Annotated in this window: 14 protein-coding genes; 5 read left to right on the top strand and 9 right to left on the bottom strand. The window is 68.9% G+C overall.

Annotated features, from left to right (window positions below):
* Positions 1–11: 11 nt before the first annotated feature.
* The 4 genes from glgX to AC1D2E_RS25110 are packed head-to-tail and all read left to right on the top strand — an operon-like array spanning position 12 to position 7,417.
* The gene (glgX, locus tag AC1D2E_RS25125; RefSeq protein WP_478199917.1) at positions 12–2,051 is read left to right on the top strand and encodes a glycogen debranching protein GlgX; all 2,040 of its coding nucleotides are present in this window, start codon (positions 12–14) and stop codon (positions 2,049–2,051) included.
* Positions 2,052–2,109: 58 nt separating this feature from the next.
* Positions 2,110–3,402, top strand: a complete 1,293-nt coding sequence (glgC, locus tag AC1D2E_RS25120; RefSeq protein ID WP_478199916.1) for a glucose-1-phosphate adenylyltransferase — start codon at positions 2,110–2,112, stop codon at positions 3,400–3,402.
* Between the two features lie 5 nt (positions 3,403–3,407).
* Positions 3,408–4,889: a glycogen synthase GlgA gene (gene glgA, locus AC1D2E_RS25115; protein ID WP_478199915.1), complete on the top strand. Its 1,482-nt coding sequence runs from the start codon at positions 3,408–3,410 to the stop codon at positions 4,887–4,889.
* The gene (locus AC1D2E_RS25110) at positions 4,886–7,417 is read left to right on the top strand and encodes a glycogen/starch/alpha-glucan phosphorylase (RefSeq protein WP_478199914.1); all 2,532 of its coding nucleotides are present in this window, start codon (positions 4,886–4,888) and stop codon (positions 7,415–7,417) included. The genes glgA and AC1D2E_RS25110 overlap by 4 nt, the downstream gene beginning before the upstream one ends.
* On the opposite strand, the gene AC1D2E_RS25105 is transcribed toward AC1D2E_RS25110, so the two are convergent.
* The 4 genes from AC1D2E_RS25105 to AC1D2E_RS25090 form a co-directional block, all read right to left on the bottom strand.
* Positions 7,389–7,847: an ExbD/TolR family protein gene (locus tag AC1D2E_RS25105; RefSeq protein WP_478199913.1), complete on the bottom strand. Its 459-nt coding sequence runs from the start codon at positions 7,845–7,847 to the stop codon at positions 7,389–7,391. The two genes, AC1D2E_RS25110 and AC1D2E_RS25105, sit on opposite strands and share 29 nt — an antisense overlap.
* Before the next feature lie 16 nt (positions 7,848–7,863).
* Positions 7,864–8,562, bottom strand: a complete 699-nt coding sequence (locus tag AC1D2E_RS25100) for a MotA/TolQ/ExbB proton channel family protein (protein WP_478199912.1) — start codon at positions 8,560–8,562, stop codon at positions 7,864–7,866.
* Between the two features lie 179 nt (positions 8,563–8,741).
* Complete coding sequence (gene dapB, locus AC1D2E_RS25095; RefSeq protein WP_478199927.1) at positions 8,742–9,542, bottom strand: 4-hydroxy-tetrahydrodipicolinate reductase; 801 nt, start codon at positions 9,540–9,542, stop codon at positions 8,742–8,744.
* Positions 9,543–9,646: 104 nt separating this feature from the next.
* Complete coding sequence (locus tag AC1D2E_RS25090; protein ID WP_478199911.1) at positions 9,647–10,210, bottom strand: outer membrane protein assembly factor BamE; 564 nt, start codon at positions 10,208–10,210, stop codon at positions 9,647–9,649.
* A gap of 87 nt (positions 10,211–10,297) precedes the next feature.
* On the opposite strand from AC1D2E_RS25090, the gene fur reads away from it, so the two are divergent.
* Complete coding sequence (gene fur, locus AC1D2E_RS25085) at positions 10,298–10,717, top strand: ferric iron uptake transcriptional regulator (RefSeq protein ID WP_478173083.1); 420 nt, start codon at positions 10,298–10,300, stop codon at positions 10,715–10,717.
* Positions 10,718–10,719: 2 nt separating this feature from the next.
* Here fur and AC1D2E_RS25080 read toward each other — a convergent pair whose 3' ends face one another.
* The 5 genes from AC1D2E_RS25080 to AC1D2E_RS25060 all read right to left on the bottom strand — a co-directional run bounded on the left by AC1D2E_RS25080 (position 10,720) and on the right by AC1D2E_RS25060 (position 16,113).
* A complete protein-coding gene (locus AC1D2E_RS25080; RefSeq protein ID WP_478199910.1) occupies positions 10,720–11,634 on the bottom strand; it encodes a CPBP family intramembrane glutamic endopeptidase in 915 nt (304 codons plus the stop codon).
* A gap of 140 nt (positions 11,635–11,774) precedes the next feature.
* Complete coding sequence (hprK, locus tag AC1D2E_RS25075) at positions 11,775–12,734, bottom strand: HPr(Ser) kinase/phosphatase (RefSeq protein ID WP_478173085.1); 960 nt, start codon at positions 12,732–12,734, stop codon at positions 11,775–11,777.
* A 28-nt stretch (positions 12,735–12,762) separates the two neighbouring features.
* Positions 12,763–13,230, bottom strand: a complete 468-nt coding sequence (locus AC1D2E_RS25070; RefSeq protein ID WP_088958292.1) for a PTS sugar transporter subunit IIA — start codon at positions 13,228–13,230, stop codon at positions 12,763–12,765.
* Positions 13,231–13,320: 90 nt separating this feature from the next.
* A complete protein-coding gene (hpf, locus tag AC1D2E_RS25065; protein WP_093381418.1) occupies positions 13,321–13,650 on the bottom strand; it encodes a ribosome hibernation-promoting factor, HPF/YfiA family in 330 nt (109 codons plus the stop codon).
* Positions 13,651–13,992: 342 nt separating this feature from the next.
* Positions 13,993–16,113: an ATP-dependent helicase gene (locus AC1D2E_RS25060; protein WP_478199926.1), complete on the bottom strand. Its 2,121-nt coding sequence runs from the start codon at positions 16,111–16,113 to the stop codon at positions 13,993–13,995.
* Positions 16,114–16,129 lie beyond the last annotated feature (16 nt).

Here is a 16,129-nt window from a genome sequence, read left to right as displayed (position 1 = left end):
GGGTGCCGCGCATGATCGACGGCACGCCCCTGCCCTTGGGCGCCACGCCGAGCCCCGAAGGCGTCAATTTCGCGCTCGCCGCGCCGAACGCCACGGAAGTCGAGCTGTGCCTGTTCGACAGCAGCGGCGCGCACGAACAGCAGCGCCTCAAGCTGACGGCCTGCACCGACGGCGTCTGGCATACCCGCCTGCCGAGCGCCCGGCCGGGCCTGGTCTACGGCTGGCGGGTCCACGGCCCGTGGGCGCCCCGCGAGGGGCTGCGCTTCAATCCCGCCAAGCTGCTGCTCGACCCCTACGCACGCGAGATCGTGGGCCGCTACGGCGGCGAAGACCTGTTCCTCGGCCACGACCCTGCGCACCCGGAGCGGCGCGACACCCGGGACAACGCGGCGATCGCGCTCAAGGCCCGCGTCGCGGCGCCACTGCCCGCGGCACCGCCCGGGCGCAGCCGCATCCCGGCCGGCGACCGCGTGCTCTACGAAGTCCACGTGCGTGGCCAGACCCGCCTGCATCCGGACGTTCCCGAGGGCTTGCGCGGCAGCTATGCCGGCCTCGCGGAGCCGGCGGTGCTCGACCATCTCGAGCGCCTCGGCGTCACCACGCTGAGCCTGATGCCGGTCCAGCAGCGCGCCGACGAGTCGCGCCTGCTCGCGCAGGGCCTCGGCAACTACTGGGGCTACAGCTCGATCGGCTGGTTCGCGCCCGAAGTGCGCTACTGGAGCGGCCGCCCCGGCAGCACGCCGGCGAGCGAGTTCCGCGCCCTGGCCGACGCAGTGCACGCGCGCGGCATGGAGCTGGTGATCGACGTGGTCTACAACCACAGCGCCGAGACCGACGCGCTGGGGCCGACGCTGAGCCTGCGCGGCATCGACAACGCGCTCTACTACCACCTGCGCCCCGACGACCGCGCGGCTTACCAGAACTGGACCGGCTGCGGCAATTGCCTGAACCTGGCCGAGCCGCGCGTGCTGCAGCTGGTCATGGACAGCCTGCGCTACTGGGTCTGCGAACTCGGCGTCGACGGCTTCCGCTTCGACCTCGCGCCGGTGCTGGCACGCGGCGCCGACGGCCATTTCGACCCGCGCGCGCCCTTCCTCGCGGCGGTCGCGCAGGATCCTGTGCTGTCGCGCACGCTGTTGATCGCCGAACCCTGGGACATCGGCCCGGGCGGCTACCGGCTGGGCGAGTTCCCGCCCGGCTGGCTCGAATGGAACGACCGCTTCCGCGATGCCCAGCGCGGCTTCTGGCTGCGGCGCTGCGAGGCCGTCGGCGAATTCGCGCATCGCTTCACGGCCTCGAGCGACGATTTCAAGCGCAACGGCCGCGCCCCGAGCGCCAGCATCAACTTCATCACCGCGCACGACGGCTTCACCCTGCGCGACCTGCTGAGCTACAGCGAACGCCACAACCTTGCCAACGGCGAAGGCAACCGCGACGGCAGCAGCCACAACCTGAGCCGCAACTGCGGCGTCGAGGGCGACACCGACGACCCGCGGGTGCTGGCCGAGCGCCGACGCCTGCAGCGCGTGCTGCTGGCGGTGCTGCTGCTCTCCCAGGGCACGCCGATGCTGCTGGCCGGCGACGAGATCGGCCATACCCAGCGCGGCAACAACAACGCCTATTGCCAGGACAACACCACGACCTGGCTGGACTGGGCGCGCGCCGACGCCGGCATGGCCGCCTACATCGCGCGCCTGCTGGCGCTGCGCCGCGAGGCCGAATCCCTGCGCAGCACGCGATGGTGGCCGGCCGAGCCCGCAACGGGCGCGACCGCGCTGCGCTGGCTGGCGCCCGAAGGCCACGCCATGCGCAGCGAGGACTGGCAGCGCGGCGACCGTCATGCGCTGGCGATCCTGTTCGAGGCGCCGGCTCCGGCTCAGAGCTGGCTGCTGCTGCTGAACGCCGGCGGCGCCGACGTCGAATTCACCCTGCCGCCGGGACGCTGGACGCACCGGCTGGCCAGCGACCCGGCCGTCGACGCGGCGGCCGCCGAATCCTTCCACCCCACCCGGACACTGCCCCGCGGCAGCCTCTGGGTCGCAAGAACATGACACTTCGCGCACCGCGGTGCTAGGCTGGAATCACCGAGAAAACCAATGGAGGCAACCGATGGAAGATGTCGCGCAACCCACCCTGCAGGCCCACCAACTCGTTCGCCGCACCATCGCGCTGGTGCTGGCCGGCGGCCGCGGCTCCCGGCTCAAGCAGCTCACCGACCGGCGAGCCAAACCGGCGGTCTACTTCGGCGGCAAGTTCCGCATCATCGACTTCGCGCTGTCGAACTGCCTCAACTCGGGCATTCGGCGGATGGCGGTGGTGACGCAGTACAAGTCGCACTCGCTGATGCGCCACCTGCAGCGCGGCTGGAGCTTCCTGCGCGCCGAACTCAACGAGATGGTCGACGTGCTGCCGGCCCAGCAGCGGGTCGGCGACGAGCACTGGTACCGCGGCACGGCCGACGCGGTCTACCAGAACCTCGACATCATCCAGACCCGGTCGACGCCGCACGACTACGTGGTGGTGCTGGCCGGCGACCACATCTACAAGATGGACTACTCGATCATGCTGATCGACCACGTCGCCAGCGGCCGCGGCTGCACCGTCGGCTGCATCGAGGTGCCGCGCATGGAGGCCACGGCCTTCGGCGTGATGGCGATCGACGACGACCGCAAGATCACCGCCTTCCTCGAGAAGCCCGCCGATCCGCCGGCCATGCCGGGCAACCCCGACATCGCGCTGGCCAGCATGGGCATCTACGTCTTCGATTCCGAATACCTCTACCGGCTGCTCGAGGAAGACAACGCCAACCCCGATTCGAGCCACGACTTCGGCAAGGACATCATTCCGCGGGCGGTCGCCGAGGGCCGGGCGCTGGCCCATCCTTTCGGCATGTCCTGCGTGACCCGCGCCAGCCGCGGGCCCGGCGCCAACGCCTACTGGCGCGACGTGGGCACGATTGATGCATTCTGGGCAGCCAACCTCGACCTGGCCTCGATCACTCCCGAGCTCGACATCTATGACACCGACTGGCCCATCTGGACCTACCAGCGGCAGCTGCCGCCGGCCAAGTTCGTGCTCGACCGCGACGGCAAGCACGGGATGACGGTCAACACCATCGTCTCGGGCGGCTGCATCGTCTCGGGCTCCAAGGTCAGCAGTTCGGTGCTGTTCTCGGGCGTGCGCATCCATTCCTTCTGCGAGGTCAACGAGGCGGTCCTGCTGCCGGACGTGGAGGTCGGCCGCGGCTGCCGGCTGAACAAGGTCGTGATCGACCGCGCCTGCGTGATCCCGGACGACATGGTGATCGGCGAGGACCCGGCGGCCGACGCCGCGCGCTTCGAGCGCACCGAAGGCGGCGTGGTGCTGGTGACGCGCGAGATGCTGAAGCGGCTGGCGCCCTGAGAACGATGAGGATCCTCCAGGTCAGCGCCGAAATCTTCCCCTTGCTCAAGACCGGAGGGTTGGCCGACATCGCCGGCGCGCTGCCGCTGGCGCTGATGGCGGCCGGACAGGAGGCGCGCGTGCTGCTGCCGGGCTTCCCGGCGATCCTTTCCGGCGTCGCCGACGCCGTGCCGGTGGCCGAACTGACCGCGCCCTGGGGCGAGCGCGCGCAGCTGCTGCTCGGGCGAATCGCGACCGCCGGCGCCTCCGACACGCCCATCTACGTCATCGACGCGCCGGCGCTCTACGACCGTCCCGGCAATCCCTACGAGGACCCGCGCCGACAGCCCTACGGCGACAACCACCGGCGCTTCGCGCTGCTCGGCTGGGCCGCGGCGCAGCTGGCCCAGGGACTCGACGCCGCCTGGCGGCCGGAGATCGTGCATGCGCACGACTGGCACGCGGCACTGGCACCGGCCTACATGGCCTTCGCGCCGCGCGGCCACGGCCCGAAGGTCGGCAGCGTGTTCACCATCCACAACCTGGCCTACCAGGGACTGTTCGCAGCCTCGCATTTCGCCGAACTGGGGCTGCCGGCCGCGGCCTTCTCGATCAACGGCCTCGAATTCCACGGCCAGCTCTCGTTCATGAAGGGCGGCCTGTGCTTCGCCGACCGCCTCACGACCGTGAGCCCGAGCTACGCGCGCGAGATCCAGACGCCCGAACAGGGCTGCGGCCTCGACGGCCTGCTGCGCAGCCGCGCGGACGCGCTCCGCGGCATCCTCAACGCGGTCGACGACCAGGTCTGGAATCCGGCCACCGATGCGCTGATCCCGCACCGATTCGACTTGCGCCGCCTGGTCGGCAAGACCCGCAACAAGGCGGCGCTGCAGGACGAACTCGGCCTGGCGCCGCAGCACGACGCGCCGCTGTTCGTGCTGGTCAGCCGGCTGACCGAACAGAAAGGCCTGCACCTGGTGCTCGAGGGCCTCGATGCGCTGCTGGCCCAGGGCGGCCAGCTGGCCTTGCTCGGCAGCGGCGATGCCTGGCTCGAGGCGGCCTTCAGGCAGCGGGCGGCCGATGCGCCGCAGTCGGTCAGCGTCACGCTGGGCTACAGCGAGGCGACCGCGCACCGGCTGTTCGGCGCCGGCGACGTCACGCTCGTGCCCTCGCTCTTCGAGCCCTGCGGGCTGACCCAGATGTACGGGCTCAAGTACGGCTGCCTGCCGCTGGTGCACCGGGTCGGCGGCCTTGCCGACACGGTGGTCGACGCCACGCTCGAGGACATGGCCAGCGGCGACGCCACCGGCTTTTCCTTCGACGCGTTCGGAACCGAAGGCTATGCGCGCGCGGTGCGCCGCGCCTTCGCGCTCTACCGGCGCCCGGCCGACTGGCGCGCCGTTCGCGCCAGCGCCATGAGCCGCCCCGCCGACTGGGGCAGCGCCGCCGCGCAATACCTCGGCGTCTATGCCGAAGCCCTGAACCCACGCCCATCCCAACCCCCATGACCATCGAAGACTTCAAGTACGACCATCCCGATCGCGACGTCGCAGCCTTCAAGCGCGCGGTCGCCAACAAGCTCATCTATGCGGTCGGCAAGGATCCGTTCGCGGCCAGCCCCGACGATTGGCTGCACGCCACCGCGCTGGCGGTGCGCGACCAGCTGGTCGAGCGCTGGATGGGCACCACGCGCGCGCAGTACGCGCAGAAGCTCAAGCGCGTCTACTACATGTCGATGGAGTTCCTGATCGGGCGCACCTTCACCAACGCGCTGCTGGCGCTCGAGCTGCACGAGACGGTCAAGCAGGCGCTGGCCGACTTCGGCGTCGACATCCAGGCGCTGTCCGAGCGCGAGCCCGATGCCGCCCTGGGCAACGGCGGCCTCGGCCGGCTCGCCGCCTGCTTCCTCGATTCGATGGCCACGCTCGGAGTTCCGGGCATGGGCTACGGCATCCGCTACGAGTACGGCATGTTCCGCCAGCGCATCGTCGACGGCCAGCAGGTGGAGACGCCCGACTACTGGCTCACGCGCGGCAACCCGTGGGAGTTCCAGCGCCCCGAAGTGAGCTTCCGGGTGCGCTTCGGCGGCCACGTGCAGCGGCGCGAGGGCAAGAACGCGCCCTATGGCGCGGCCAACTGGGTCGACACCCACGACGTGCTGGCGATGGCCTACGACACCATCATCCCGGGCTACGGCACGCAGGCCACCAACACGCTGCGCCTGTGGTCGGCCAAGGCGACCGAGGAGATCGACCTCTCGGCCTTCAACCGCGGCAACTACATGGAGGCGGTGGAGAGCAAGAACCATTCGGAGAACGTCTCGCGCGTCCTCTACCCCGACGACTCGACGCCCTCCGGCCGAGAGCTGCGGCTGCACCAGGAGTACTTCTTCGTCAGCGCCAGCGTGCAGGACCTGCTGCACCGCTACCTGCGCAACCACACCGACTTCGACGCCCTGCCCGACCAGGTCAGCATCCACCTCAACGACACCCACCCGGTGCTGGCGGTGCCCGAGCTGATGCGGCTCCTGATCGACGAGCACGACCTGCCCTGGGACGCCGCCTGGGCCCACACACAGAAGGTCTTCAGCTACACCAACCACACGCTGATGCACGAGGCGCTCGAGACCTGGCCGGTCGAGATGTTCGGCCGCATCCTGCCGCGCCACCTGCAGATCCTGTTCGACATCAACTCGCGCTTCCTGGCCGAAATCACGCAGGCGCACGGGCACGACGTCGAGCTGCTGCGGCGGCTCTCGCTGATCGACGAATCGGGCGATCGGCGGGTGCGCATGGCCTACGTGGCGGTGCTCGCCAGCCACTCGGTCAACGGCGTCTCGGGGCTGCATTCGGAGCTCATGAAGCAATCGATCTTTGCCGACTTCAACAGGCTCTTCCCTGAACGCTTCAACAACAAGACCAACGGCGTGACGCCGCGCCGCTGGCTGGCGCAGGCCAATCCGCCGCTGGCCGCGCTGCTGGACGCACGCATCGGCCGCGGGTGGCGGCGCGACTTGACGCAACTGCAGGCGCTGCGGCCGATGGCGCAGCAGCCGGCCTTCGTGCGCGCCTTCCGCCACGCCAAGCGCGAGAACAAGCTGCGGCTGGCCAACTGGATCGACGAGCACCTGCGCATCGACATCGACACCGACGCGATGTTCGACGTCCAGGTCAAGCGCATGCACGAGTACAAGCGGCAGCTGCTCAACGTGCTGCACGTGGTCACGCGCTACCACCGCATCCTCGCGGAGCCGGACGCCGGCCACGTGCCGCGCGTGATCGTGTTCGCCGGCAAGGCGGCATCGGCCTACCAGATGGCCAAGCTGGTGATCCGGCTGATCAACGACGTCGCCCGCGTGATCAACGAGGACCCGCGGGTCGGCAAGCTGCTGAAGGTGGTGTTCCTGCCGAACTACAGCGTCAGCCTGGCCGAAGTCATCATGCCGGCGGCCGACCTGTCGGAGCAGATCTCGACCGCGGGCACCGAGGCCTCGGGCACCGGCAACATGAAGTTCGCGCTCAACGGCGCGCTGACCATCGGCACTCTCGACGGCGCCAACGTCGAGATGCGCGACAACGTCGGCGCCGAGAACTTCTTCATCTTCGGCAACACCACGCCCGAAGTCGCCGACATCCGTGCCAGCGGCTACCACCCGCGCGGCATCTACGAGGCCGACCCGGAACTCCAGCGCACGCTGGACAGCATCCGCGACGGCCTGTTCTCGCCCACCGAGCCGGCACGCTACCAGCAGATCTTCGACGCGCTGGTCAGTTGGGGCGACCACTACCTGCTGCTGGCCGACTACGCGAGCTACATCGAGGCCCAGGGCAAGGTCGACGCGCTGTACCGCGATGCCGACGCCTGGACGCGGATGGCAATCCTGAACGTGGCGGGCATGGGGGAGTTCTCGTCGGACCGCACCATTGCGCAGTACGCGCACGAGATCTGGCACACGCGACCGGTGGCCCTGGGCTCGACAGCGGTAGCGACAGCGACAGCCGAACCGGCTACGGCTTCTGCGGCGGCGCCTCGGTGACGAACCCGATGCGGCTCAATCCAGCCTTGTTCGCGATGCCCATCAGCTCGACCACCTTGCCATAGGGCACGGTCTGGTCGGCGCGCAATTGCACCTCGGTGTCGCGGTTGGCGGCGGCCGCCTTCGACAGGCCCGCAGCCAGTTCCTCCGTCGTCACCGGCTGGTCGTTCAGGTACACCTTGCCCGCCGCATCGACCACCAGCGTAACGAACTTGGGCGTGTCGCTGGACTGGCCGGCGTCGGTGCGCGGCAGGTCGAGCTTGATCGAGCTCGCCATCAGCGGCGCCGTGATGATGAAGATCACCAGCAGCACCAGCATCACGTCGACCAGCGGCGTGACATTGATGTCCGACAGCGGCCGCTGGCCGCCGGCGCCGGTCGAGCGGCCGCCGCTTGCGCTGCTGCCGAGCGAGGTGCGACCGAAGGCCATGCGGGCTCTCTGCCGCCTAAGCCGGCATCGGCCGTGCGGGCGGCAGCGGGGCTTCGCGCGGCGCAGGTTCGCCCAGCATGCCGAGCAGGTCGTGGGCGAAGCCCTCGAGCTCGGCCTCGATGCGGCCGACCATCCGGCCGAAGACGTTGTAGGCCAGCACGGCCGGAATCGCGACCGCCAGGCCGAAGGCCGTCATGATCAGCGCCTCGCCGACCGGGCCGGCCACCTTGTCGATGGTGAAGCCGCCGGTCTCGGCGGCGATGCCGACCAATGCGCCGTAGATGCCCCAGACAGTGCCGAGCAGGCCGACGAAGGGCGCCGTGGCGCCGACCGTGGCCAGCAGGATCTGCCCGGCCTGCAGCCGCCGCAGCGCCGCGTGGAGGGCGTCGCGCAGGATCCGCGTGACGCGCTGGGCCCGGTCGACCCGGCCGCCGAGCGTCGAAGCCTCGGCGTGCAGCGCCAGCTTGTTGATCGCGCGCACCGCCGGCAGCACCAGCGCCGCCCGGTCGAAAGGCCGCAGGCGCGCTTCCGCGTCCTGCAGCGAGGCCGACTGCCAGAAGGCCGCGATGCTGCGCAGCACGTCGCGCGTGCCGCCGCGCAGCAGCCAGGCCTTCCAGAGAATCACGACCCAGCTGGCCACCGACATCGCGAGCAGCAGCACCGCCACCGAGCGGCTGACGCCGTCGCCGTGGCGGAGCAGCTCCAGAAGAGTCACACGGGCCCCCACGCTCGGCACTGCGTGTCCTCGCTGCCCCCCGAGGGGGTGCGAGCTTGCTTGGGGCGGCCCGGCGCGGCGCTCACTTCGGCCCCCACGCTCGGCACTGCGTGTCCTCGCTGCCCCCCGAGGGGGTGCGAGCTTGCTTGGGGCGGCCCGGCGCGGCGCTCATCCGGCGCTCAGCGCAGGCCGAGGACGTCGAACATGTCGAACAGGCCCGCCTTCTGGCCGGCCAGGAAGCGCACCGCGCGCAGGCTGCCCTGCGCATAGGTCGCGCGGCTGGCCGACTTGTGGGTGATCTCGATGCGCTCGCCGGTGCCGGCGAACAGCACGGTGTGGTCGCCCACGATGTCGCCGCCGCGGATCGCCGAGAAGCCGATGGTCGACGGGTCGCGCTCGCCCGTGATGCCCTCGCGCGCGTAGACCGCGCACGCCTTGAGATCGCGGCCCAGCGCGCCGGCGATCACCTCGCCCATCTTCAGGGCGGTGCCCGAGGGGGCGTCGACCTTGTGGCGGTGGTGAGCTTCGATGATCTCGATGTCGTAGCCGGTGGAAAGCGCCTTGGCCGCCATTTCGAGCAGCTTGAAGGTGACGTTGACCCCGACGCTCATGTTGGGTGCCATCATGATCGCGATGTCCTTGGCGGCGTCGGCGATCTCGGCCTTCTGGGCCTCGCTGAGGCCGGTGGTGCCGATCACCATCTGAACGCCGAGCTCGCGGCACACCGCCAAGTGCGCCAGGGTGCCTTCGGGCCGCGTGAAGTCGATCAGCACCTGCGCATCGGCCAGGCCGCTGCGCAACTCCGAGACGATCGGCACCCCGCTCGTGAAGCCGAGGAAGGCGGCCGCGTCGGTGCCGATCGCCGCGCTGCCGGCGACATCGAGCGCTCCGGCCAGCCGGCAGTCGGGGGCCTCGCGCACGGCCTCGATCAGCATGTGGCCCATGCGGCCGGAAGCGCCCGCGATGGCGATGCGCCGCAGGGGAAGTAGGGGAGCGGAAGAGTCGGTCACGCGTTTCAACCTCTGGAAATGCGGGAAAACGGAAAAAGTGCGGGCGGGCCGGGTATTCCGGCCGAAGGGCCCGCTCAGCGCGTCGATTCGAGCGGAGGGTAGGCCGCCGGCAACGGCGGCTGCGGCCGCTCTGCAGGGGCCGGTTGGCTGTCCGCCGGTTTTTCCTTGGGCGGATCGAACTTCTTGAGCTGGTCTTCGGTGGCCTCGAGCGGCGGCACCGAGCCCCGGCGCTTGCGGGTGTCGAGCTGGGCGACGAATTCTTCCTCGCTCGGCATCGGGTCGCCTTCGAAGCGCTCGAGCGCCTCGCCGTTGAAATAGAGGGTCAGGCGGCGTTGCTGGGCCTCGACGCCCTGGCGCCGGATCGTGAACACGTAGTCCCAGCGGTTGGAGTGGAAGACGTCGGCCAGGAGCGAGGTGCCCAGGATTTCGCGCACCTGCTGGCGCGACATGCCGGGCTTGAGCGCCTCGACCTGCTCCTTGGACACGAAATTGCCCTGCACCACCTCGACCTTGTAGGGGGTGACCGCAGTCAGTGCGCCGCGGGCGCTGTCGCCGACACTGCTGCAGGCACCCAGGCTCAAGCTCGCGGCGACGGCGCCGAGCAGCAGCCAATGGCGGCGTTGGGGAATGGCAAGCATGGGGAAAAGGTTGGGCGATATGATCGAATCATTGTAGCGGCTGGCCCCCGGCGGGCCTCTCCCGCCAGGCCGGCGGAGGAACGACCCATGGGCAACATCGACGAACTCAAGAACACCGGCCTCAAGGCCACGCTGCCGCGCCTGAAGATCCTCGAGATCTTCCAGAACGGCAACCAGAGGCACATGACGGCGGAAGACGTCTTCCGCGTGCTGCTTAACGACCACTCCGACATCGGCCTGGCCACCGTGTACCGCGTGCTGACCCAGTTCGAGCAGGCCGGCATCCTCGAGCGCAGCCATTTCGAGAGCGGCAAGGCGGTCTACGAGCTCAACGAGGGCAAGCACCACGACCACCTGGTGTGCACCTCCTGCGGCAAGGTTGAGGAGTTCTACGACGCCGAGATCGAGCGCCGCCAGCAAATGATCGCCAAGGACAAGGGCTGGATCCTGCAAGACCACGCAATGTCGCTGTACGGACTCTGCGGCAACTGCGTAAGCAAGCGCTAACTCTATTTTTTGTCGCCGGCTGATGCGCCTTCCCGGTGATCGCGCCGCAGGAAGAAGCGCTTGTCGCGAGCGATCAGCACCGCACACAGAGCGATCAGCAGCGCGGTCTGGATGAGCTTGCTGTCAGGGTGCGTGGCGAACAGTTCGTTGAAAACGCCGGCAGTGATGTGAAAGACCACGGCGACAAGGATGCTGCGATTCGTCTTGTAGTACAGCCAGTTCATCAGGATCACGAACGGAATGATGCTGACCATGAAGTTCAGGCTGTGCAGCAGTCCCAGTTCCGCGACGTTGCTGTGGTAGTAGCCCTTGATGAACGACAGCGGCAGGTGCCAGAACGCCCAATACACCCCGAACAGCAGCGAAGCCGCCAGCAGGCTCATGCGCTGCCGCAGGCTGTCGGTGCCGTAGGAGTGCCAGGCCAGTTCCTCGGCCAGCGGCGCGAGAAAGAGCAGGAACCAGCCGGGAAAGATGCCGGCAGAGAACGAGGTCCCGCCTGCCCATTCGAACTGCTTCCCGCTGTAGCCGAACAGCAGCGAAATGGCCTGCGCGAGCAGGATGCTCCCGAGCATGAGGAAGCAGGCCAGGAACAAATAGACAGGCCGCGCCCCGCGGATGCCGATCAGCCGCCGCCGCAGGTCGGCGCGCAGCGCCGGATGCGGCCAGATGAGTCGGAAAGCGACCACGGCCGGCACGAACAGCCCTGCCACGCCGAGTACGCCGACTGCCGCGGCCAGCGGGCGGCTGGCGGGTGTCAGGTGGCTCAGCCAGGCGGCCGCGAACCACAAGGCCCAGGGAATGGCCGTTGCCAAGGCGAAGAAGTGAATTGGGCGGCGATAGCCGCGGATGGCGTCGCCGGTGGCCGCCGGCGCGGCGGACGTCGAGACGGCTTCTGTGGTTGCGAGCGCAGTGCGCATGGACTCCCCTTTTGGAAAAGCCCGCAAGGTAAGCGACGCCCGTCCCAGCGCCGGGCACGGCCGTCAAACCCGGATGCAAATACGAAATTTCCGCCGCGATCTGCAGCCTTGTCCGCGCTTTCGACGCTCCAGGCGGAGGCTCAGTCGTCCTCGCGCGCGCTTTCCATCGCCTTGTGGTGGCGCGCCACGAAATCCGCATAGGTATCGATGCCGCGCAGTTGCAGGATCGAATTGCGCACCGCGGCCTCGACCAGCACGGCGATGTTCCGGCCGGCCACGACCTGGATGATCACCTTGCGCACCGGGATGCCCAGCACGTCCTGCGTCAGCGGCGCCGACGGCATCCGCTCGTAGTCGCGCTCGAAGCTGTCGCGCCGCACCAGGTGCACGATCAGCTTGAGCCGCATCTTCCGGCGCACCGCGGTCTCGCCGAAGATCGCCCGGATGTCGAGCAGGCCGATGCCGCGGACCTCCAGCAGGTTCTGCAGCAGCTCGGGGCAGCGGCCCTCGAGGGTGGTCTGGTTGATGCGGTAGAGATCGACCGCGTCGTCGGCCACCAGGCCGTTGCCGCGCGAGATCAATTCCAGGCCGAGCTCGCTCTTGCCCAACCCCGACTCGCCCGTGATCATCACGCCCAGGCCCAGGATGTCCATGAACACGCCGTGCATCGAGGTCCGCTCGGCGAAATGCTTCGACAGGTAGGCTCGCAGCAGGTCGATCACGAAGGCCGAGGATTCGCGGGTGGCGAACAGCGGCAGCTGGGCCCGCTCGCAGATCGACAGCAGCTCGTCGGGCGCCGGCTGGCCGTCGGCCAGCACCAGCATCGGCGGCTCCAGCGTGACGATGCGCGCGATGCGGCGGGCGCAATCCTGCAGCGTGCCGCGCGTCAGGTAGGCGACCTCTCGGGCGCCGAGGATCTGCACGCGGTACGGATGGATGTAGTTGAGGTAGCCGACCAGGTCGGCGGCCGACTGGGCCCGGCTGATGACATCGGGGTCGAATTGCCGCTCCGAGGCGCCGAGGCCGGCCAGCCACTCCCAGCGCAGCGAGCCGCGGAATTCCTCGAACATCGCGTCGGCGCTGATGACGGTCGGCTTCATGTCCGAACCCGCCCGGCGCCGAAGGAGCTCAAGCCACCTGTGCGGATTGCCATCCGGCGATCAGGGCATGCAGTGCCGCCGCATCCGTGCTTGACTTGATCTGCTCGCGCAGGTTGGCGTCGCTCAACAGCTCGGCAATTTCAGACAGGATCTCCAGATGTTTCTGGGTCGCAGCTTCCGGCACCAGCAGGAAGATCAGCAGCACCACGGGCTGCTCGTCCGGGGCGTCGAAGCCGATCGGGTTGGCCAGCTGGAACACCGCGGCCATCGGCGACTTGAGACCCTTGATGCGGCCGTGGGGGATGGCCACGCCATGGCCCAGGCCGGTGGATCCGAGGCGCTCCCGAGCGAACAGGCTGTCGGTGATCAGGGCGCGCCCGAGACCGTGCAGGTTCTCGAACAGCAGCCCTGCTTCTTCGAAAGCACGCTTCTTGCTTGTGGCGTCGACGCTCACGAGCACTTGAGCGGGCGGCAGGATGGACGCGAGTCGGTTCATGTTGGGGYGGGGGCGATTATGCACCCACCCCGAAAAAAGCAAAGGGCCACCCGAAGGCGGCCCGCAAGAGTATTTGCCCGAACAGGGGAACTACATCACGCGCTTGGGTGCTGCGTGGTGGTGATCCTGCAGGCGGTCCTTGTGGCGCACGACCTGGCGGTCGAGCTTGTCGACCAGTTCGTCGACGGCGGCATAGAGATCAGCGTGGCTCGACTCCGCGAACATGTCGTTGCCCTTGACGTGGATATTGCACTCCGCCCGTTGCCGGCGTTCCTTTTCCTTTTGCTTTTCCACCGTGAGGATCACCTTCACATCGACCACCTGGTCGAAATGCCGGGTGATCCGGTCCAGCTTGCTCGTAACGTAGTTGCGCAAAGCAGGTGTGACGTCGAGGTGATGACCGCTGATCGTCAAATTCATGAATGACCTCCTGGAATTGACGGTTGGGGAAATAGCCGCGCCCCTTTTGCGGAGAGGCGTAGCCGGGGAAACGAGAGGGGACTGAAGGGAAGGGAGAGGGGGAAGAGAGGGAGAAGGAGAGAAGGAGAGAAGGAAAGGAGAGGCTTCGGGTCACTATGCCCATGCTGTCATCGAATTGCAATCCCTTCCCGCCCGGTGTCTGCGCGAGATCAAGGTCGGGTCGCCGCGCGCTATGCATTTGATAGCAACAAAGGGCCGGGCGATAGGGCAGGCCGGCCCTACTGGAAGCAAACCCAGGGTCAAGCGCACGCGATGCGACCCCGTGAACCGAAGGGCCTCCGATCAGCGCCAGGCGGCCCGCATCCGGCTCAGCAGGTCGATCGTGGCGGCCGGCGCCGGCACATGCGGTGCGCGCTCGGGCGGCGGCGGCCAGGTCAGCTGCTCGAAGCGCTGGGCGTCGGCGGCCGGAATGAAGCGGGTGCGGCCCGCGTACAGGTGGCGGTCGCCGCGCACCGCCTGCTGCGTGACATAGAAGCGCTGCGGTACCAGCAGGTGCAAGTGGTCGCGGGCGCGGGTCATGGCGACATACAGCAGCCGGCGCTCCTCCTCGAGCTCGCGGGCGCCCTGCGCGACGTCGGCCGGGATGCAGCCATCGACCACGTTGAGCACGTGGACCGAGTTCCACTCCTGTCCCTTGGCGGAGTGGATGGTCGACAGGATCAGGTAATCCTCGTCGAGCAGCGGCGGGCCGGGCCGGTCGCTGGTGGCTTCGGGCGGGTCCAGCGTGAGTTCGGTCAGGAAACGCTCGCGCGAAGCGTAGCCGGCGGCCAGCCGGGCCAGCTGCTCGATGTCGCCGCGCCGCACCGCGGCATCGTCGTGCAGCCGCTCGAGGTGCGGGAGGTACCACGCGAGCGCGAGCTCCATGTCGGCGGGCCAGGCCAGCGCCGGCGCCCGCAGCGCCGCGTAGATGCCGGCGAAACGCGTCCATTCGGCCTGGGCCGCCGAGGGCGGCACGAAAGCCTGCACCACCGCGCCCGGATCATCGGCCTCGGCCATGGCGTCGAGCAGGCGCGTGGACGTGACCGGGCCGATCCCCGGAATCATCTGCGTGACGCGGAAGCCGGCCATGCGGCCGCGCGGGTTCTGGGCGAAGCGCAGCACCGCGAGCAGGTCCTTGACGTGCGCGGCCTCGAGGAACTTGAGGCCGCCGTACTTGACGAACGGAATGTTTCGCCGCGCCAGCTCGAGCTCGAGGGCCGCGCTATGGCTGGAGGTGCGGAACAGCACCGCCTGCGATTTCAGCGCCAGCCCGCCCTCGCGGTGGGCCAGCACCCGGTCGGCCACCCAGCGCGCCTGCTGGGCCTCATCGGGCACCAGCACCAGCTGCGGCCGGCCGACCGAGGGCTTGTCGGTCCAGAGGGTCTTGGCGTGCCGTTCGACGGCACCCGCGATCAGCGCGTTGGAGACATCGAGGATCGGCTGCGTCGAGCGATAGTTGCGCTCCAGCGTGACGATGCGCGCAGGATGGCCGAACTGTTGCGGGAAATCGAGGATGTTGCGCACCGTGGCGCCGCGGAACGAATAGATCGACTGGGCGTCGTCGCCGACCACGGTCAGGCCGCGGCCATCCGGTTTCAGGGCGCGCAGGATGGCCGCCTGCAGCAGGTTGGTGTCCTGGTATTCGTCGACCAGCACGTGGTCGAAGCGGGCGCCGACCTGCTCCGCCAGCGCGGGCTCGGCGACCATCGCCGACCAGTACAGCAACAGGTCGTCGTAATCGAGCACCTGCTGCTGCTGCTTGGCCTCGACATAGGCGCCGAACAGCCGCTTGAGTTCGGCTTCCCATTCGGCGCACCACGGGAACGCATCTTTCAGCACCTCGCCCAGCGGCGCGCAGGTGTTGACCGTGCGCGAATAGATCGACAGGCAGGTGCCCTTCTGCGGAAAGCGCCGCGTGGTGGCGGACAGGCCGAGATCGTGTCGCACCAGCCCCATGAGGTCCTCGGCATCGCCGCGGTCGTGGATCGTGAAGCTCTCGCTCAAGCCGATCTGCGCCGCGTACTCGCGCAAGAGCCGCGCGCCGATTCCGTGGAAGGTGCCGGCCCAGGGCAAGGCCGGCGGCGTCTGCGAGGCCAGGCCGAGCACGCGCACCAGCACCTGGCCGGCACGGCGCTCCATCTCCTGCGCAGCCCGGCGCGAAAAGGTCAGCAGCAGGATCCGCTGCGGGTCGGCGCCGCCGGCGATCAGGTGCGCCACGCGGTGCGCCAGGGTGCTGGTCTTGCCCGAACCGGCGCCGGCGATCACGAGCAGCGGACGCGGGTCCTGCTGCGCCGGATCGATGGCGGCGTCGACCCCATGCAGCACCGCCGCGCGCTGCGCGTCGTTGAGCTTCGCGAGCGCGTCCGCCAGCCGCTCGGCCTGGGTCCCGGCGCCGGGGGATGTGGGTGTCGCAACGCGCTGCATCGATGCAACTGTACTG

The organism is Variovorax sp. P1_H2 (assembly GCF_056405295.1).
The sequence above is the reverse complement of the archived record's forward strand: the minus strand, read 5'-3'. Positions and strand labels throughout refer to the sequence as shown.